The sequence below is a fragment of the bacterium genome (genome assembly GCA_020444065.1).
Lineage (GTDB): Bacteria > Sumerlaeota > Sumerlaeia > SLMS01 > JAHLLQ01 > JAHLLQ01.
Genome location: JAHLLQ010000007.1, coordinates 83147 through 101392 on the forward strand (window position 1 = coordinate 83147; position 18246 = coordinate 101392).

14 protein-coding genes are annotated in these 18246 nt (G+C 61.7%); 7 read left to right on the forward strand and 7 right to left on the reverse strand.

The annotated features are described in order from the left end of the window. Positions 1-97 precede the first annotated feature (97 nt). The 3 genes from KQI84_16155 to KQI84_16165 are packed head-to-tail and all read left to right on the forward strand — an operon-like array spanning position 98 to position 2635. Complete coding sequence (locus tag KQI84_16155; GenBank protein MCB2156408.1) at positions 98-709, forward strand: sigma-70 family RNA polymerase sigma factor; 612 nt, start codon at positions 98-100, stop codon at positions 707-709. Beyond that, entirely contained in the window at positions 699-2063 is a 1365-nt protein-coding gene (locus tag KQI84_16160; GenBank protein ID MCB2156409.1) for a FecR family protein, read from the forward strand. The genes KQI84_16155 and KQI84_16160 overlap by 11 nt, the downstream gene beginning before the upstream one ends. Positions 2064-2068: 5 nt before the next feature. Then, entirely contained in the window at positions 2069-2635 is a 567-nt protein-coding gene (locus tag KQI84_16165) for a type II secretion system protein GspG (GenBank protein MCB2156410.1), read from the forward strand. A 22-nt stretch (positions 2636-2657) separates the two neighbouring features. On the opposite strand, the gene KQI84_16170 is transcribed toward KQI84_16165, so the two are convergent. Together KQI84_16170 and KQI84_16175 are read right to left on the reverse strand one after the other, a co-directional pair. Beyond that, the gene (locus tag KQI84_16170) at positions 2658-3950 is read right to left on the reverse strand and encodes a hypothetical protein (GenBank protein ID MCB2156411.1); all 1293 of its coding nucleotides are present in this window, start codon (positions 3948-3950) and stop codon (positions 2658-2660) included. Positions 3951-4165: 215 nt separating this feature from the next. Next, positions 4166-5164, reverse strand: a complete 999-nt coding sequence (locus KQI84_16175) for a tetratricopeptide repeat protein (protein ID MCB2156412.1) — start codon at positions 5162-5164, stop codon at positions 4166-4168. A gap of 96 nt (positions 5165-5260) precedes the next feature. Here KQI84_16175 and KQI84_16180 point away from each other — a divergent pair, with 96 nt between their 5' ends. Further along, positions 5261-5575 (forward strand): 4a-hydroxytetrahydrobiopterin dehydratase, encoded by a 315-nt coding sequence (locus tag KQI84_16180; protein ID MCB2156413.1) that lies wholly within the window; start codon positions 5261-5263, stop codon positions 5573-5575. Positions 5576-5613: 38 nt separating this feature from the next. Here KQI84_16180 and KQI84_16185 read toward each other — a convergent pair whose 3' ends face one another. The 3 genes from KQI84_16185 to kdsB form a co-directional block, all read right to left on the reverse strand. Next, positions 5614-6147, reverse strand: a complete 534-nt coding sequence (locus KQI84_16185; GenBank protein ID MCB2156414.1) for an HAD hydrolase family protein — start codon at positions 6145-6147, stop codon at positions 5614-5616. A 78-nt stretch (positions 6148-6225) separates the two neighbouring features. Then, the gene (locus KQI84_16190; protein MCB2156415.1) at positions 6226-9537 is read right to left on the reverse strand and encodes a S8 family serine peptidase; all 3312 of its coding nucleotides are present in this window, start codon (positions 9535-9537) and stop codon (positions 6226-6228) included. A gap of 718 nt (positions 9538-10255) precedes the next feature. After that, positions 10256-11011: a 3-deoxy-manno-octulosonate cytidylyltransferase gene (gene kdsB, locus KQI84_16195; GenBank protein MCB2156416.1), complete on the reverse strand. Its 756-nt coding sequence runs from the start codon at positions 11009-11011 to the stop codon at positions 10256-10258. A 104-nt stretch (positions 11012-11115) separates the two neighbouring features. On the opposite strand from kdsB, the gene KQI84_16200 reads away from it, so the two are divergent. Both KQI84_16200 and KQI84_16205 read left to right on the forward strand, forming a co-directional pair. Then, positions 11116-11925: a dienelactone hydrolase family protein gene (locus KQI84_16200; GenBank protein MCB2156417.1), complete on the forward strand. Its 810-nt coding sequence runs from the start codon at positions 11116-11118 to the stop codon at positions 11923-11925. Positions 11926-12010: 85 nt separating this feature from the next. After that, positions 12011-13675, forward strand: coding sequence for a hypothetical protein (locus KQI84_16205; GenBank protein MCB2156418.1), 1665 nt, complete (start codon positions 12011-12013; stop codon positions 13673-13675). Here KQI84_16205 and KQI84_16210 read toward each other — a convergent pair. After that, positions 13625-14320 (reverse strand): hypothetical protein, encoded by a 696-nt coding sequence (locus KQI84_16210; protein ID MCB2156419.1) that lies wholly within the window; start codon positions 14318-14320, stop codon positions 13625-13627. The genes KQI84_16205 and KQI84_16210 overlap by 51 nt on opposite strands. 210 nt (positions 14321-14530) lie before the next feature. Here KQI84_16210 and KQI84_16215 point away from each other — a divergent pair, with 210 nt between their 5' ends. Then, on the forward strand, positions 14531-16030 hold the full coding sequence (locus KQI84_16215) for a succinate CoA transferase (GenBank protein MCB2156420.1): 1500 nt from the start codon (positions 14531-14533) through the stop codon (positions 16028-16030). 72 nt (positions 16031-16102) lie between these two features. Here the strand turns inward: KQI84_16215 and KQI84_16220 are convergent, their stop codons facing one another. Next, the gene (locus tag KQI84_16220) at positions 16103-18226 is read right to left on the reverse strand and encodes a VCBS repeat-containing protein (protein ID MCB2156421.1); all 2124 of its coding nucleotides are present in this window, start codon (positions 18224-18226) and stop codon (positions 16103-16105) included. Positions 18227-18246 lie beyond the last annotated feature (20 nt).

The following is an 18246-nucleotide window of genomic DNA, read 5'->3' on the forward strand; positions in this document are numbered from 1 at the left end:
TGCGGGGGGCGCCGTTTTTTTGCCTGGGGGCGAAAAAGCGTGAAAAAATCCGGCGCGCCACGGCAAGTATAGTTGAACGCTGCCCGAAAGGACCGCCGTGAGCGATTCTCCAACACGACACGCCAAGGAACCGAGTTCGGAACTCCGCGCGGCGTTCCACGACGGCGATCCAGAGGCAATGGATGCCCTGGCGGTGGCGTTCTACCGGGATCTGCTGCGGTTCTGTGCGTCGATGCTGGGCGATGCAGAAGCGGCCGCGGAGGCGACGCAGGAGACGTTGCTGCGGATTCTGGAGAATCACCGGACTTTCCGGCCGGATCGGCCGTTTCGGCCCTGGCTGTTTGCGATCTGCCGGCGGGTTTGTCTGGAGGTTCGCCGAGGCGGGCGCAAGCCGGCGGCGATCGTGGATCTGGCCGGGACGGAGGATGGGCTGGATGTTCTGCCGTCGGACGATGCGGGGCCGCTGGAGGAGCTGATTCGGCGCGAGGGCGAGCAGGCGGCCCTGGCGGAGCTGGGTCGGCTGGAGGAGCGCGACCGCGAGGTGATTCTGCTGCACGTGTTCGAAGGTTTGACATTTCGCGAAATCGGCGAGGCGCTGGATCGGCCCGCCAACACCGCCGCCACACAGTACTATCGCGCGCTGAAGAAGCTGCGCGAATCGCTGGCGGAAGACCATCGCCCCCGAAGGAAGAACGGCAATGTTTCCTGACGTTGATGCGCTGACCAAGGATTTCGAGAACCGCCGGCTGGCGGACGTGCGCAAGATGCTGCGGCGTCGGGCGGAGTCGTTGACCGCGACGGTGATTCTGCTGTCGGGCGAGGCGACGGCGATCGATCCGGAGACGGGGCGGAGTCACTCGATCGATGAGCGGGCGCGGCTGGCAACCGGGACGAAGATTACGATCGATCGCGGCCGGATGCTGCTGCGGTTCGACGATGGAAGCGATGTCTGGCTGGCGGAGGGCGCGGAGTTGGAGCTGTGCGCCTGGACGAAGGCAGAGCGGCTGCTGCGGTTGGTTGCGGGGCGGGCATTGGCCCTGGTGGCCGAGCATGCCGAGCGAGCCTTCCGGACGCTGACGCCGCATGGCGAGGTGATCGTCACGGGGACGGCGTTTGAACTGAATATTCACGACAGCGAACTCGACGTGGCGGTGTTGCACGGCGGGGTTCGTCTTCAGACTGCCGGTGGCGAGTGCCGCGTGACGCGCGGCCGAAAGGCCACCGCTGCGCCGGGCAAGGCGCCTGCCCTGCGCACGATGAGTCGCTCCGATGACAGCGCCCGTTGGGTGCGGGACTGGAGCGCTTGCGATTCCAACGGTGCCGTGCGGCCTGCGCTGCGCGGCGTGCACCAAACCCTCGACCAGGTATCACGAACCCGAAAGGAAATCGGAATCATGTACAAAGCACTGATTGCACTGGCTGTTCTCGCTCTCGCGGGCGGAGCGGCGTTCTTTATGTTCAAGTCGTCCGATCAGTCGGCGTCGAGTTCCGCCGCCTCGGAGGGCGCACAGCGGCACGTTCAGGCGATGGCGCCGGGCGACGGCGGCGGCGAAGAGAAGGAGATGGCCTTCGCCACGTTGGACTTCCCGGGGTCAGGAAAGAAGCTGCTGGTCAATTTGAACGACCCGAATGGGCTGGATGAGGCTTTGAGCGAATTGCCGGCGGAGCAGGCGGCGGCGTTGAGCCGGATCCTGACGCTCAAGGATGGCGAGATTCAGACGAAGCCCATCGACCAGATGACGGATGCAGACCGCGCCGTACTCAATGAGCTGGGCGGGCTGAGCGTCGATGTTTCGAAGCGCATCGGTGACGGCGAAGAGCCGCCGTTGAACAATAAGCAGATGGAGCAGTTCCAGCGTGAGGCGCAGAATAGCATCGATGCCCTGCGCGACATGATCAAGAACGGCGTCGACCCCGAGGTCGCGAAGGCTCAGGTGGAGGCGGCGCTGACGGATTCCTATCATCGGCACATCGGCGACGACGCGGATGTGAAGGTGGACCTGAATGTCGACCCGAATTCGGATGGCGCACAGATCGGCATCCGAATCGAGAAGGGACAGTAAGAGTCATGTTGTTTCGAAACGTCACCATCGCGAGGGGCGGGTGGCGCTTGGAGAATCGAGCGGCAGGGCGGGGTTTCACCCTGATCGAGCTGCTGGTCGTTGTGGCAGTCATTGCAATCCTTGCGGCCATCGCGGTGCCGAACCTGCTCGAGGCGCAGACGCGATCGAAGGTCTCTCGCGCGAAGGCCGATATGAGGAGTCTGCAGACGGCGCTCGAGAGTTTTGCGGTCGACAACAATCGGTATCCTTCCGCGCCGAACGGAATCGGGTTCTCGGGGCACCTGTTGGATCTGACGAAGCCCGTAGCGTATATTACCAGCTTGCCGGAAGACATCTTCGGCAAACCGCTCGTGTACAATTACCTTGCAGGGGGTAATCTGACCGCGATCCAGGCGGACAAATTCGGCAGCTATTCGCTGGCGAGTGTCGGCCCGGACGGGAAGCTGAACACGACGCTGATCGACACGACGGTGTACGATCCGACGAACGGCACTGTCAGCGAGGGCGACATTGTGTTCTCGCACAAAACGAAAGACCCGGCGACGTTGACTCGTCTCGCCGCCGGGTCTTGATCTCGAGCGATCCTTACGGCAATCAGGGAATGGATACTGTGTCGTAAGACGTGATCGTGACGCGGTGAATGTTGATGATTCCGGATTTGAAGGTGGGTTGGAATTCGAAGCGGTACGGATCGGCCAGATCGACTCGGATGAGCGCGTTGAATCCGGCGGTCGTTCCGTCGGGGATCTGGGGATCCATGACGACGCGATAGTGCTTTGCGAGCTTCTCCAAGGCCATGTCGTTCTCGCCGGTCTTGGCAGAATCGAATCGCACCGTGGAGAACCGGCGCGGGTCGGCGGAGGTGTTGGAATCGCTGATCAGTGCCACTTCGACGTACGGCATGATGTCGGGGAGATCGTCAGCGAGCGGAGAAGAAAGCCAGAAATCTGCGACGAGCAGCTTTCCCGGTGGAAGATTCTGGATCAGGGGAGCAGAGCCGCCGTCGGAAATCCAGGTCGCGAAGCTCTGGGCTTCCAGGTCGATCGTAGGGGCGATGACCAGTTTGTCGCCTCCGGAGCCGCGTATTCCAATAACCCGCTCGGTCTGCAGATTGACGAAACGCCATTGGTTTTCGAGATCGAATGGAGTGGGCACGGGATCAGCCACAGGTGTCGGTTCACCGGTTCCCCGACTGAAGACTCCGCCTCCGTTGTAGAGGACGGTTTTGCCCGGCAGACTCTCCAGGTCGACCTTGAGTACGTCGATCTCCCACAGGGTTGTGTCGATCCCTCGCGTTGCATCGGTATCCAGAGTATAGAATGCAAGGATGGCACCGGCGGGGGAGCGGGAGTAGACGTACTGCGTCATCGGGCGCGTGTTCGTATTCGGGCCGATTGGGCTGCCTAGCCCCCATTGTTCGGAGGCCCGCCAGACCTGAGGAACGAGGCCATGGAAGTTCAGCCAGAGATCCGTCTGGCTCGACTCCGTGCCCGGGGGGGCATCGCTGCTGAGATGCCAGCGGTAGGCGTAGAGCGTGTCCGCCTCTGTCTGAAACTCGTACGCTGTCGGATTCTGTGGCTCCGTGACCGGAGGCGAAGAGGCCCATGCGGCGAGCATCCAGGTGTTCTCGTCCGAGGAGGCGATACGAAGTTCTTCGGTGCCGGCGGGCGAGGGCGATTCGGGTTCCAGGATTACCCCGTTCGAGTTGGGCATCGGGAAGGCGGTCGGTGGGACGGTTGTGTAGTTGAAGAGGCGCCCGGCCCACGACGACGACCAGCCTTCAAATTGCTCGGTAGTCTGCACCGGCGTGTATTGCGCTGAAGCGATTGCGGTGGCCAGAATCGTTGCCGACAGGGCAATCCCAAGTCGGAAATGCGGAAGTTTCATTTCCTCTCTCCTTACCTTGATTGATCCTCGGAGAGACGTAAATCGGGATCGGCGTTCGAGACTTATTCAACTCATCCGAGGGCAACATGAACAGTAGTGCAAGCGCGGCGGGCCTGGCAACAAAAACAATGGCGTAAAACCACTAAAAACGATGGTCGATTGATATGTGTGGAATATGTTGGGGAGAATTGTCCCCGGTTGGGTAATTCACTGCCCTATTCGGGGGCTGATTCCTCAGCGAGCCAACTGACGGTCTTCTTGATGAAGGGCTGGATAAACTGCTCCCAGGTGTCGAGGAAGTAGTCCTGGAGGGCGGGGACGTAGGCACGGTCGGCGTTGAGGGGGTCGCCGAGGGCGTCCCAACTGAGGGCGGCGACGATGTGTGAGCCGAAGTCGTCGGGGCCTTCGGGGCGAACAGTGGACAGAACGGCGAGGGCTTCGCGGTGCTCGCCGGCTTCGTGCAGGCACCAGGCCCACTGCACGACGATCTGGGGGTGGGGAAGTGCGGTGGTGCGGCGCTCGGTGCGGTAGCGTTCCGCGCCGTCGCGCACGAGGGGTTCGATCAGTTCGCGGGATTGTTCGTGGAAACCGAACCCGAGCAGGCACCAGGAGTATCCGGCGCGGATGATCTCGTCTTCGGGATCGAGCTCCCAGGCGGCTTCGTAGATTCGGCACGCGGTGGCATGGGCGCCGCGGTGATAGATGTTCATGCCGTGCCGTTCGAGATCGCGGGCGAGACGCCGACGTGCCGCGGGTGAGAAGCTCTCGGGGCTTTCGCGGAAGGCCTGGACCTTTGCTTTGTGCGGCCAATCTTGCTGGACGTCGTCGAATCCGCGGGCGAGGAGCTCGCGATTCTCGAAGTGAAGGGGCCAGAAGCGTCGCAGAAATCGCTTCAGAAATCCGGGCGATGGGAAGATAGGGCCGGCGGAGAAATCCTTTGCCGCGTCGGCGTTTCGTCCAAGTCCATGGAGGGCGAGGCCGCGGTTGAGTCGAGCGACGGCGTTCTCGGGCTGGCGCTTCAGGATGGCGTCGAATTCGGCGACAGCTTCCTCGTGGCGGCCTTGTTCTTCCAGGGCGATGGCGCGAAGCGTATGTGCGGCGGTGGTCTCGTAATGGTCCTCCTGGAGCGCTTCAAGGACGGCTTCGGGCTTCTCTTCGTCGAGGTTAGCCCATGCGCGATCGATCTGGAGAGGGGTGATTTTGTCCTGTGGCATGTTCAGTTGACCTTGCGTGGGGCGCGTGCGGCCGCGTAGCGTGTTCCGTGCATCGTCTCAAACCACCCAACGACCTGTTCATGCAAGGAGCAAGTAATGACGACCGCAAGCGAGAAGGATATTCTCAACGAGGTCCAAATCGAGGAGGCACTGACGGAACTGCCCGGATGGGAATACCAGGGGAAGCGACTGGTGAAGCGATTTCGGCTGAAAACGTTCCAGGATGCGATGGAGTTCGTGAACGACATCGCACCGGTAGCCGAGGAGATGAACCACCACCCGGATATTCTGATCAGTTTCACCAAGGTCAAGCTTCAGCTCTGGACGCACAAGTTCGAGAGCGTGACGACCCTCGACGTGACACTCGCCAAGCGGATCAACGACGTGGGGGTGACACACGGTTTGCCCTGATTGATGTCGGGGCCTGTGGAGACGCAGGTCCCGTTTCCCTAATCTAACTCCAAGAACGGTTTCAGGACTTCCTGCCAGCGGTTCTGTGAGCGCAGGATCAGTTCGGCGACTTCGCGCACGGCGCCGTAGCCTCCGGCCGCGTGCGTGACGATGTCGGCCTGGTTTCGCACGTCCACGCAGGCGTTCGCGGGCGCTGCGCCGACGCCGACCCAGCGCATCGGGCGCAGGTCGACGAGGTCGTCGCCCATGTACATGATCTGCGCGGGCTCCAGCCCGAGTTCGACGGCGAGTTCCTTGATGGTATCGAGCTTGTCGTGCCGGCCCTGGTAGAGGTGGGTGATCTTGAGTTCCCCCGCGCGGCGTTCGACGGCGCGGCTCTCGCGGGCGGTGATGATCGCGACGGCGATGCCCGCGCGCTGCAGCAGGGAGATTCCCATGCCGTCCTGCGTTGTGAATCGTTTCATTTCCTCCGACTCGCCCAGGTAGATCCCGGAGTCGGTCAGTACGCCGTCGACGTCCAGCACAAGGAGTCGCACGGGCATCAGTTTGCCGACCAATCGAACGTCGTCCATAAGAACCCCTTTCTTCCAAAACGAGGAGCGCCGCGGATGACGGCGCCCCTCTGAGATAATGCAGTCGGTGACCTGCTGCTACTCAAACGTTGTCCAGGACTCCATGCCGGAGGCGACGTGGCCGAACTGGTAGACGTTGGTCTGGAGGCCCGTGAAGCCGCCGGGGCCGCCTCCCGCGCCGTAGGCATTGAGTTCGAAGTCCGGTTTCAGCACGGCGATTCCACCGCCGAGATCGGAGGCGGAACTGGTCGGCCCAAGCACCTGATTCGTGTAGAAGCCGGTGTTGGCATCGCCCGCGGCGATCATGAAGCGGACCTCCTGCTGCGGAGTGATCGGCGTCAGAGGCGCCGTGAAGCCAAGGGCCGTAAGCGGAATGGCGAGTTCCCATCCTGTGTTCACGATGCTGGTGTCGCCCGGGACGCTGAAACCGCCGGCATTGTCGAACTGCATCGTGAAGCCGACGGGTTCGAATCCAGTCGGCGTGTAGGTGCCGACTCCGAGGTCGATATCGCACCAGACGTCACTGGTCGCCAGGTCGTAGTTCAGGACCGAGAGTGCGTAGATGTCGTGGTTGGCCGTGGTGCCGTTCTCGAGCCAGAAGAGGTAGTCGGCCTCCATGGTGGGCTCGAGGGTGACGCCGTTCTGGCCGTCGGTGGCACCGACGGGGCCCTGGCCGCCATTATCCGTGACCGGGTTTACGCCAGCGTTCGGGCCGTCGAAGAAGATCCAAAGCGCGGCGTTCTGCGGCGAGGGCTCGGTTGGGACGACGGCGCCGATGTGCAGGTACAGGAAGTCGTTGTCGTGCGCGACGCGGAGGTTTGCGATCTGCAGCGCCGTAGTTGACGGCGCGGAGTCGTTTTGAACGACGATCGGGTCCAGATCCGTTCCGTCGCCATCGATATCGGGCGGCGTCAGAGGATCGATGCCGTTTTGCGGAATCGGTGTGTTCGTCGGGAACGGCGACGGTGTGGGTGACGGCGTCGGAGTGGGCGTGTCGCTGGGCGTCGGCGTCGGAGTATCCGTCGGAGTCGCGGTTGGCGTGTCCGTCGGTGTCGGCGTCGGGGACGGGGTGGGGGAAGGTGTCGGCGTAGGCGGAACGCCTTCCGTCAGCGTCAATGTGCCGTCGCCGGCAACCCACTTGGCAACCAGGGCGCCGTCTTCGGTCGCGGATGGTTCGTAGATGATGACTTCATCCGTATCGAGCCCGGCGCTTGCGCTGTATGCGAGCAGAACGGGCTGGCCTTCGCCGTCGGGCGTGCCGCTGAAGAGGTAAAGGTCGTAGTCGGCTGTCGTCGGGACGGCGAGGTTGTACTGCACGGTGTTCGAGGTGACGAGAGCGACCTGGCGGGCGAGGGCGCGGCGATCGGTCGGGTTGGAGCCGAGGGTCGCGCTGAGCGGCGAGACGAAGACCTCGGTGCCGGCTTCGATGGCGGCGTCGGGATTGATCATTCCAAAGCCTTCCTGCGAATCCCACATGCCACTGCGATCGAGTGTCGGGTTGCTGCCACCGCCCTCGCGGGTCTGGTTGGACTCGGTGGCGGTCATCAGCAGGAGGTTCTTGACATAGAGGGGGCCAGAGTCGCTGAGGAAGGACCAGGCCATGCCGTTGTCCTGCAGGGCGTCGATGACGAGCGCGACGGCACCGGCGGTGAACGGCGCAGCCATCGAAGTGCCCTTGAGGCTCTGATAGTCGTCGGCACGGACGTCGGCGATGCCCAAGTCCCCCGCGTCAGCCGCATCTGAATCGTTGGAGTCGACGGAGGTGATGTAACTCTGGTCGTCAGAGCCGCCGGGAGCCATGAGGTCCGGCTTGTGGCCCATGCCGAGAAGTTCTTCTGCGGCGGAGGGTGTGAAGCCTTCGCTGGAGTAATCAGTGAGCTGATTAGTGTCGCTGGACGCGGCGACGGTGATGGCCTTTGCGGCGCGGGCGGGGTCGCCCATCGTGTTCGAGCCCAATGCCGATGCGTCGTTCCCGGCGGAGACAACCACCACGACACCGTTCGCAACGAGCGTATTGACCTTGTCTCGGGTGGTCTGGTCGAGGACGCCGGCGCCTGTGCCGAGGCTGAGGTTGGCGACCTTGATGTCCTGGCCGCTGCCATTGAGAGTGACGATGCGGTCGAGAGCGGCCTGGGTCCAGGCGCTGTTGCCGGATCCGTCATTGGAGAAGACCTTGAAGGCGGCCAGTTCGGCGCCGGCGGCGACGCCGCGGAACAGATCAAATGCATCGCCGACACCGAAGTCTTCGCCGCCGTTGATGGCGGTCAGCGTGCTGATGTTCGAGTAGTGTGTCGATGTGCCGAATGTGGTGTCGTTGTTCTTCCACGTAGCGGGTTGCCAGATATTCGTCGGCGAGCCGAATGCCGAAATCGGGTTCGGGAGGCCGATCGAGCTGAAGGTCTGAGGGCTGGTCGTGACGGCGCTGTCCGATCCGACCAGGGCGTATCCTGAGCCCGGCTGATAGGCGAGAAGGCCGAGGGTAACCTCACGGCCGCCGCCGCCCTCCCAAGACAGGGTCTCCACCCAGTCCATTGCCGTGGCGTTTGTCGGGACATCGAGGGTGCCAACGCTGAAAGCGTTGATGTTGCCCGGATCGGGGGGATAGATACCGGAATTCGTAACTTCGATGGTCGTGGGGTTTGCCCCCCCGCTGGCTCCGGAGCCGGCCGCGATACCGGCGACGTGGGAGCCGTGCTGCTGGACGTCGATGGGATTGGCCTCCGCATCGGTGGTCATGTCTTCCCAGTAGGTCAGGTTGGCGAAGTCGGTGTGGGTGTTGCCGGCCGTGCTGCCCGTTGTTCCGCCGGAAATGCCCGTATCGATAATCGCGATGCCGATCGTGTCGGTGCTGCCGCCATCGAGACCGGTGGTCCAGATGTCCTGGCGCACGCGGCCGGTGCGGGTCGCGGTGTGGATGTGCATCTTCATGGGAACGGGCTGTTGGACGAGCAGAAGATCGCTGCCCATCTGCTTGGGCAGGCGCTCGATACTCTTCATCGGCAAGGTACCCTGCCATCCGTAGCCCAGGTTTTGATAAATATAGGTAATTTCGCCGCCCAGATCGACGAATTGCTTCATCTGATCGCGTGTGATCTGGCGATCGAAGACCATGTTGACCGGGATCGTGGATTCCCATTGGGCCAATGCGGCTTTCTTCTCGGGAATCGTGGTGGAGCGCGAGGCAATCTGCATCTTCACGGCAGCCACGGTTTCCATCAGTCGATCGTCAATGCGGTCGCTGTTGCGATCTTGCTGGGCGGGCGCGGTGATGACCGGTTTGACAGCCGGTTCCGGCGGAACCACGAGGGGGACTCCGGCCAGGGCCGCCACAGGCGACAATATGATCAATCCAGCGAGAAACTTCCGGGCAGTGGTCTGCTTCCAGATCATCGAAATTCTCCTGTCAGTGGTCCGCGCTGCGGACGCGGACAAACCGGCTTGAGGGCGAACAAAGGCACAGAGGCCCCCGGCCCTCGCTGCTGGGGACTTTGTTTGATAATGTGGTCCCGAGTTCGGGCATCGTCAACGCAAAGGAGCGGTGGGTCGCGCCTTCAGCGCTCCCTGGGCCTGGACGCTGGGGACCCAGGGCTTGCGCCCTGGGCTGGTATGGGGCGGGGCGTTGCCCCTTGAGGGGCGAAGATTGGCGGGTGGGCTCTTGGGCAGGATGCCCAAATCACCTCGAGGGGGCGTACTCGTACTCAGCGGAGCGGTACTCGTACTCGTACTCGGTTCTTGGGGTTTCGAGTACGAGCAGGAGCACGAGGGGGGCAAAGCGCGGGGGTGAGGTGACTTGAGCATCCTTGCTCAAGCCCAGTGATGTTGGAGAGCCCGCTGGGGTTGGGGGGGGCGATGGGTCGCGCCTCCCGCCTTCGCAAGGGCTACGGCGGACGAGTCAGGACTCCCTGGGCTGGTATGGGGTGGGGCGTTGCGCCTTGAGGGGCGATTCGAAGGGCGAGGATTGGCGGGTGGGCTCTTGGGCAGGATGCCCAAGTCACCTCGTGGGGGCGTACTCGTACTCAGCGGAGCGGTACTCGTACTCGCACTCGGTTTTCGAGATTTCGATTACGCGCACGAGCACGAGCACGTGACGCAAGCGGTCCCAGGGGTCTCAGACTCCGCGCCCCATGGCGCGGAGGGCTTCTTCGGCGCGCGGGATGTCGTTGGGGGTGTCGACGCCGGCGGAGTCGCTGGTGGTTTCACCGCAGTAAATCCGGTATCCGGCTTCCATGAAGCGGAGTTGCTCGAGGCGCTCGATGCGTTCGAGCGGGGTGGGGGACATGTGGACGAAGGCTTCGAGGGCTTTGCGGCGATAGGTGTAGATGCCGATGTGTTTGTAGCCGTAGACGAAGTAGGGCTTTTCGAGCTCGGCCAGCGGGATGCGACCGACGAACGGGATGGGCGAGCGGCTGAAGTAGAGGGCTTTGCCATCGGCGGCGCGGGCGACTTTGACGACGTTGGGATCGCGGAAACGCTCGCGGTCTTTGATGGCGATGCAGGCGGTTCCGACATCGGCGTCGTCGTGATCGAGCAGCGCGTAGAGCGCGGTTTCGATGGTCGCGACGGGCATGGCGGGTTCGTCGCCCTGGACGTTGACGATGATGTCGGCGCCGCGGCCTTCGAGGGCCGCCATGACGCGATCGCTGCCGGAGGGACAGTCTTTGGAGGTCATGACGGCGGTTCCACCGAAGCTCTCGACGGCTTCCTTGATGCGGTCGTCGTCGGTCGCGACAAGGACTTCGTCAAAGGCCTCGACAGCGCAGGCGGATTCGTAGACCCACTGGATCATGGGGCGCCCCATGATCTGGACGAGTGGTTTGCCGGGGAGTCGTTCGGCGGCATACCGGGAGGGAATCACGCAAATAATCCGTTGCTTGTCAGGCACCTGGCTCCATCCTTTGGAGTGCCGGGAAGGCGGGCGGCCCGCTTTCTGCGTTCGAAGGGAAGTCCAATTCGCCTCGGAGGTTTCCCATGCTTCGATATCGCATGCCCCTGCACTCGATGATTCTGATTCTGACGCTGGCGCTGGCCGGATGTGCCGGCGACGGCGCAAACGTCGATCTGGACGACGCCGCGAAGGCGTCACGTCCGTTCTCCATCAAATCCGGTGAGATTTCTTACTCGTCGTCGGTCGGGACCCACAATGCGTATTTGTGCCGTCCGGCCACAAGCGACCCGGTGCCGGCGATCGTGGTGATTCACGAGTGGTGGGGCTTGAATGAGCACATCAAGTCGGAGGCGGAGCGGTTGGCGCGATTGGGCTACGTGACACTGGCGGTGGATCTGTACAACGGCCGGGTTGCGACCAGTCCGGCGGACGCGGCGGCGCTGAAGGGCGAGGTGGATGACGCGGCTGCCGTGGCAACAATGCGCGGCGCGGTGGATTTCCTGGCCAAGCTGCCCCAGACGAAGGGGCAGCCGATCGGCTGTATCGGGTGGTGCTTTGGCGGGACGAAGAGCCTGCAGTTGGCGATCGCGGAGCCGCGGATCGATGCGTGTGTGCTGTACTATGGGACGCCGATCACCGATCCGGAGGAACTGGGTCGGATCCAGGGCCGCGTGTTGGGGATTTTCGGCGAGGCGGACTCGCACATTCCGCTGAAAGAGGTCGACGCCCTGGCGGACGGTTTGGCTCTATCGGGTGTGCCCTATCGCATCGAGACTTTCCCGGATGTCGGCCACGCGTTTGCCAATCCTTCCAATCAAGGCGGCTATGCCCCGAAGGCGGCCGAGGACGCGCGGCGGATTTCCGACGAGTTCCTGAAAGAGACGCTGAGGTAGACGATTCGTGGCGATCGGCAAGCGGCGAGCGACGAGAGGAAGGGCGATCGGTGACCGCCGGTCGCTTGTTGCCTGGGGTCTGCTGATGGCCAGTCTTGCCGTTGTGACGGTGGCTCCGGCGCAGAATGTCCTGAGGCGTGCCCGCGGCGAGCGCACAATGCTGGCCGCGGACATCACGATGACGGATTACATGCGCACGACGAACGACGGGCGGTTGGAGGCGCAACTGCTTCGCGTGGACCTGGCGGCGCGCAACGCGACGCTGGAGGCGATCCTGCCGGAGCGCGGTCCGTGGAGCGGCGAGCACCTGGAGGAGATGGCGAAGGAGTCCGAGGCCAAGGCGATCCTGGCCTGGGAACTGGAGCCCGATCTGTCGGGCGCCCAGTGGATGCAGGGTCTGCTCTTTGTTCGCGGCGAGCTGTTGAGCTGGCCCGCGACGGGTCCGGTGGCGGCGGTTCTGCCGGAAGGCGCGGTTCGCCTGATGGAGCCGGCAGAGTTATCAGGCACAATCATTACCAGCGATGATGCAGAGATTCCGCTCGGGTCGATTAACGGCGCGCCATCGGCGGATTTGCCGGCGTTGTACTCCGGAGCGTTCAGCGGAAGTTCCGTGGCGGGGGCCTCGTGGCCGGAGGGGACGCTGGCGGTGCCGCTGCAGCCCGCCCCCGGAAATGCGCATCCTGCGATTTCAATCTGGAACGACGCGGTGCCGACGTCGCACCGGCGATGGCTGGCCGGAACGCCCAAGCCGCTCGACCGGTATTCGCTGAACGAGGACGACTGGGCGCTGATTATTCCGCTGGGGCTCTCGCCGGAGCATCGCCAGGCGCTGATGCAGGCGCGGACGTTGTACTTCGATGTCGAGCTGCCGGGCGCGGTGAAGCTGTCGGTGCTGACGCTGCAGGGAGAGAATCTGCTGATGCGCGGCGGTGAGTTCGACGGCGAGGTCGGCGAGCAGGCGATTCGCACGGCGCTGGCGACGGACCGCTCGGGTTCGTGGGTGATGCTGAGCCAGGCGGGGCGTATCGGGCGGCGCGAGGTGGCCGTGACGCGCCGCGAGATGGCGGACTTCCTGGCCGAGCAGGGCGCGACGGAGGCGATTGAGTTGGCGGCGGATCGCCGGCGGATGATTGCGGACATGGAGAATGAAGAGTGGACGCGCGAGCTGGGGATGCTTTCGACGCGCGTGGCGGTGGCGGCGGTACCGCGCGAGGCGACAATGGTCGGGCGCGACGGCGAGATGCTGCGCCCGATTTCGATCGGCGTCGTGCGCGCTTCGAACGAGGGCGTGATGCGAAACGGGCCGGGCGCGTTGATCGACGGGCAGGCGGCCTGGAGCCGTGGCCTGGGTCAGTTCTGGGCCGCGGGACCACGCGATGCGCACATGGTGCTGTCCGATGCGAGTTTCCGCTCGGGTGAAGACGAATCTGCGGGGGCGGGGAATCACTGGGTGGAGCTGAAGTTCTACAGTCCGGCACGCATCCGTGCCGTGGATATTGTGCATGCGGAAAGCTGCGGGTTCTCGCCACAGTTCGATGTAAAGAGCTTCGCTCTCTCCGGGCAAGATCAGAATGGTCACGGCTGGAAGCCTCTGGCGGTGGTGCAGCACGACGAGCCCGTGGCGCGCGAACGCATCTGGATCGATTCGGACGCGATGTTGGATTCGATTCGGCTGGAGGTTCTGGAGCCGAATTTCCTCTCAAGATCCCCGACGGTCCGAATCGCTGAGATCGTTGTTTGGGGTGAGTAGCGAGCCGTTCGGCGAAGATTTCTTCAACTGGCGCCGTTGCAATCGCGCGAAGACGAAACAAATCAGACCCAGAACCAAGTAAGTGATTTCAGGGACGAGCGACTCGCCTGGACGGATCCACACGTCCGCGACTCCGATCATGATCGAAGATGCGCCGGTCCAAGTGCTGAACAGTGGATTCCCCTCACGCGGATTGCTCAGCACAATGATCGTGGCGAAGAAGATGAGGCTGTGCGGCGAGAGGGTGTTGGCGCTGCCCAAGGCCTTCAAGATTCCTGCGAAGCTGATCGGTGAGCCGGCCGCGGCGAAAATCTGTGGAAACGGGAAACCGACCAGATAGATTGCGAGCAGGAAGAAGCAGAAAGTGATTAGCGGATTCAGCCCCGGGTCGCCCGACGGGATCAGGTACCACTCTCCGCGCGGCCGAAAGAACGCAGTCGCTACACCAACGAGGTGAAAGAGCGCGATCGCTGCGAAGACGGTTCCGAAGGCCGGTGTGCGGAGGATCCAGAAGGCGCTCGCGGCAAGCTGACAGGCGAGCGACCCCAGGAGGATGCGAGGCTTCAATGCATTCCCGAACGGCCAAAGCCCGATGAGAATGAGCCAGAACTTCAGGCCGAGGAAGATAAGCGCTCGCAGGAGCATCGGAGTCTGCCTCCAGGATGGTTCAGAGTTGCTTTGAGTGGGCGGGGAGGCAAGCCCCTACATCATTACGACAATTTTTATCGCTTTTATCCACGTTGGGGTGCAGATTTAGCTGGAGTCCCGCCATTTGCCTCGGGTTGACTGGCGCCAACCGGGAGGGACATTACTGGATTCGTGCGCCCTTCCCCCAGCCCTGGAGCGAGGTTTCCTATGATTGAGAAGTATGCGGTCCTTACACCCGAGGAGGCCGCGGAACAAGTCCATGACGGCATGACGGTGGCCATGAGCTGCTTTACTGCCGCCGGCGCAGTAAAGGTCATCCCCGCAGCCATCGCAAAACGAGCTGACGCCTTTCACGAGGACGGCAAACCGTTCAAGATCAACTTGATCACCGGTGCGTCGAGTGGCGATAGCTTGGACGGTTCGCTTGCCGCGGCCGATGCGATCAAGTTCCGTTGCCCGTATCAGAGCGATGCCGGCGAGCGGAAGAAGATCAACAATGGCGAGATCGATTTCTTCGATCTCCATCTTTCCCACGTCCCGCAGTATTTGGAGTATGGCTTCCTGGGCGACATCGATATCGCTGTTGTGGAAGCCACGGCGGTTACCCCCGAAGGTCACGTTTATCTGACCACCTCCCAGGGGGCTTCGTCGACGTTTCTGCGCAAGGCGAAGAAGGTTCTGATCGAGGTGAATCGCTATCACAATCCGCGGTTGCGCGAGATGCACGATGTGTATGAGCCGCCGCCGCCGCCGCGTCGCCGCGCGCTGCAGATCTTCCATCCGCTCGACAAAATCGGCACACCGTTCTGTCTGATCGATCCGAAGAAGGTCATCGGCGTGGTCGAGACGAACCTGGAGGACGAGGCCGGTACATGGAAGCCGTTCGACGATGCCAGCGCGAACATCGGTCGGCACGTTGTGGACTTCCTGGTGCGCGAACAGATCGCGGGGCGTGTGCCGTACGGACTGCTGCCGTTGCAGGCGGGCGTCGGTAACGTCGCGAACGCCGTGATGGCAACGCTGGGCCAGGATGCGCGTATCCCGCCGTTCTACTTCTACACGGAAGTGGCGATGGATTCGATGATCGATCTGATCGCGGAGGGCAAGTGCCTCGGCGCGTCGACGTGTTCGCTGACCGTGACGAAGGAGAAGTTGCGCTACGTTTACGACAACTTCGATACGTTCGCGGACAAGATTGTAATTCGCCCGCAGGTGATCACGAATAACCCGGAGGCGATTCGTCGCCTGGGTGTGATTTCGATGAACACGGCGCTCGAGGCGGACATTTACGGCAACGTGAACTCGACGAACGTCTGTGGCAGCAAGATGATGAACGGCATCGGCGGGTCGGGTGACTTTACGCGTAACGCGTACATCTCGATGTTCATGACGCCGTCGATTGCAAAGGGTGGCGCGATCAGCGCGATCGTTCCGTTTGTAAGCCACGTTGATCACAACGAGCATTCGGTGCAGGTGCTGGTAACGGATCAAGGGCTCGCGGACTTGCGCGGAAAGACACCGCGCCAGCGTGCCGAACTGGTGATCGAGAACTGTGCGCACCCGGATTACCGTCCGTTGCTGCGCGAGTACCTGGCGGGCGCCTCGAAGGGGCACATCCCCCACGATCTGCGCCACGCGTTCGATTTCCACCTGCGCCTGATGGAAAGCGGCTCGATGATGCCGGCAAAGGAAACAGCCGGCGTGTGACGTTGGGTAGTTTTTGAATAGAGAAGGACATGAATCCGCCCCCGGTAAAGCATGCCGGGGGCGGAGTGTCTTCTATTTGGCCATCCAGCCGACGATTGGGAGTGTTTGGCCGAAGGTGAGATTGTAAAGGATGGAGAGTCCGTCATCAGTGGTGAAGACGAGATCCGGGTCGCCATCGGAGTCGAAGTCGGCGGTGGAAAATCCGACGCCTCCCGGTTCAAGGGGAAGAACCACAGGGGCCTCGAAGGTTGCATCTCCACGGCCAGGATAGATGGCAAAAAAACCAGGGCCATGCAAGTACTTGATCATATCGAGCCTGGCATCACCGTTCACGTCTCTCAGCAGGAGTTGGAGTGGGCTACTCCACAGATCCACGTGGGTTGCATGAAGTGTGAAGTTCCCCGTTCCATCATTGACATAGACGTAGGTTGTTGGGGGGGCAAAAATCTGATCGCGTAAACCCGCGACGACCAGGTCTTTATCGCCATCTCCATCGAGGTCACCACCGGCGATGCTGAACGGCTTGAACGTCCCTGAGTAGATGGTTGGAACCCCGAAAAGGCCGGCTCCCTTGCCGAAATATACACGCCATTCACTGACATTTGGGACTGCAATGTCTGGGATATTGTCTCCATTCAAGTCTTCGATCCAACCGGGCAACGAGTCGGTTCCGCCGGTTAAGAGTGGTAGTAGTTCAGTGAATGTGCCGTCTCCCTCTCCGAGAAGGGCCTCGATTTTGGTCTCCGATGTACAGAGAACAAGATCAGGGATTCCATCTCCGTTCAGGTCTTCAGTTTGGATATCCTCAGACTGGACCATCAGGTCGGTCGGCAGCGATTCTTGGAAAGTTCCATCGCCCTTTCCCAGATAGCAGTTCAGCGTGGAGGAGCGGTGACCGCTCGCCACGAGATCGAGGATTTCATCGCCGTTGAAGTCCTCGATGGCGACATAGGCGATCTGTTTTCCAACGATGATCGTGGTGGGCGTCGAGAATGAATCGTCAGAGTTTCCGAGCAGGATCGTCAGAGTGGCGTCTACATCCGTATCTGGGTAGAGAGCCCGGCTTGTCACGACGACATCCGGAACTCCATCGCGATTCAGATCCGCACTTTGCGCAGATCCCGGTCTGTCGCCTGCCGGGATCGAGGAGAGGGCCATCATGAATGTCCCATCACCATTCCCGAATGAAATGCGTGGAGTTTTCCAAAAGGAGGAGTGCAGCAGATCAGTGTTCTTGTCTCCATCAATGTCTTCAAGGATGAGCCTTGCCGTTTGATCTCCAATACCGAGGTCGGCGCCTTCCTTGAACGAGCCATCACCATTCCCCAAGAAGAGCAGAATGGCGACACTGCTCTGAGGGGTATCGATTGCAGTAGTACACACAAGATCCGGGAACCCGTCGTTGTTGACGTCACCGACGGCGAGGCGCCTCGGTTCGTCCTCGATCTCTACTTCCTGACTGAGCGTGAATCTCCCTTCGCCATTTCCCAAATGTACACGGAGTCGAAATGGTGAATCCTCAACCAGTTGCACGAAATCGAGATGGCCATCGGCATTGCAATCGAACGCAAGGCAGTCAGCTAGCTCCAATCGGTCGCTCAGATCGGCATGCCATGTGAATGAGCCGGTCCCATCGCCGTAGAATAGCGACCTGCCATCAATCATCATGTCGAGATGACCGTCCTCGACAAAGTCGCCAAGTACAAGTAAATCGGCATTCAGAGAGGGCGGAACAGGAAAGGAAATGGGCTCTTGAAATGTTCCGTCCCCATTCCCAAACACGAAATCGATGTACTCGGAAAAGACATACGACGTGCCCAATACAAGATCGAGGTGTTGGTCGCCATTGATGTCGCCAATGGCGTGACATGGTGGGGCCTGCTGGTAGAGATGAAGCGTGAATGATGTGCCCTCGTCGAGAAACTTGGATTCGTGTCCGACGAAAACGGATACAGTATTGCTTGAGCCGTAGCTGACGAGGAGATCATCAAGACCATCTTCGTTAAAATCGGCAGTACTGAATATCTCCGAAGCGGTTCGCGTGGGGACGGATATCCCGGGTCTTGGATAACCGATTTCTCTGCCGAGGAAGATCGCGATGCCATAGTCCATCTGCTCTGGGCCCGTATCGCCCCAGTATGTTTCGGAGGAAACGATATCGAGGAATCCGTCTCCATCGAAATCACCAGTCGCCATTGCCGAGCTCCATGAATTGT

Bases quoted from the DNA above. Each gene is read 5' to 3' on its own strand.
- KQI84_16160 (MCB2156409.1), top strand. From the start codon at position 699: ATGTTTCCTGACGTTGATGCGCTGACCAAGGATTTCGAGAACCGCCGG.
- KQI84_16165 (MCB2156410.1), top strand. From the start codon at position 2,069: ATGTTGTTTCGAAACGTCACCATCGCGAGGGGCGGGTGGCGCTTGGAG.
- KQI84_16170 (MCB2156411.1), bottom strand. From the start codon at position 3,950: ATGAAACTTCCGCATTTCCGACTTGGGATTGCCCTGTCGGCAACGATT.
- KQI84_16175 (MCB2156412.1), bottom strand. From the start codon at position 5,164: ATGCCACAGGACAAAATCACCCCTCTCCAGATCGATCGCGCATGGGCT.
- KQI84_16180 (MCB2156413.1), top strand. From the start codon at position 5,261: ATGACGACCGCAAGCGAGAAGGATATTCTCAACGAGGTCCAAATCGAG.
- KQI84_16185 (MCB2156414.1), bottom strand. From the start codon at position 6,147: ATGGACGACGTTCGATTGGTCGGCAAACTGATGCCCGTGCGACTCCTT.
- KQI84_16190 (MCB2156415.1), bottom strand. From the start codon at position 9,537: ATGATCTGGAAGCAGACCACTGCCCGGAAGTTTCTCGCTGGATTGATC.
- KQI84_16200 (MCB2156417.1), top strand. From the start codon at position 11,116: ATGCTTCGATATCGCATGCCCCTGCACTCGATGATTCTGATTCTGACG.
- KQI84_16205 (MCB2156418.1), top strand. From the start codon at position 12,011: ATGGCCAGTCTTGCCGTTGTGACGGTGGCTCCGGCGCAGAATGTCCTG.
- KQI84_16210 (MCB2156419.1), bottom strand. From the start codon at position 14,320: ATGCTCCTGCGAGCGCTTATCTTCCTCGGCCTGAAGTTCTGGCTCATT.
- KQI84_16215 (MCB2156420.1), top strand. From the start codon at position 14,531: ATGATTGAGAAGTATGCGGTCCTTACACCCGAGGAGGCCGCGGAACAA.
- KQI84_16220 (MCB2156421.1), bottom strand. From the start codon at position 18,226: ATGGCGACTGGTGATTTCGATGGAGACGGATTCCTCGATATCGTTTCC.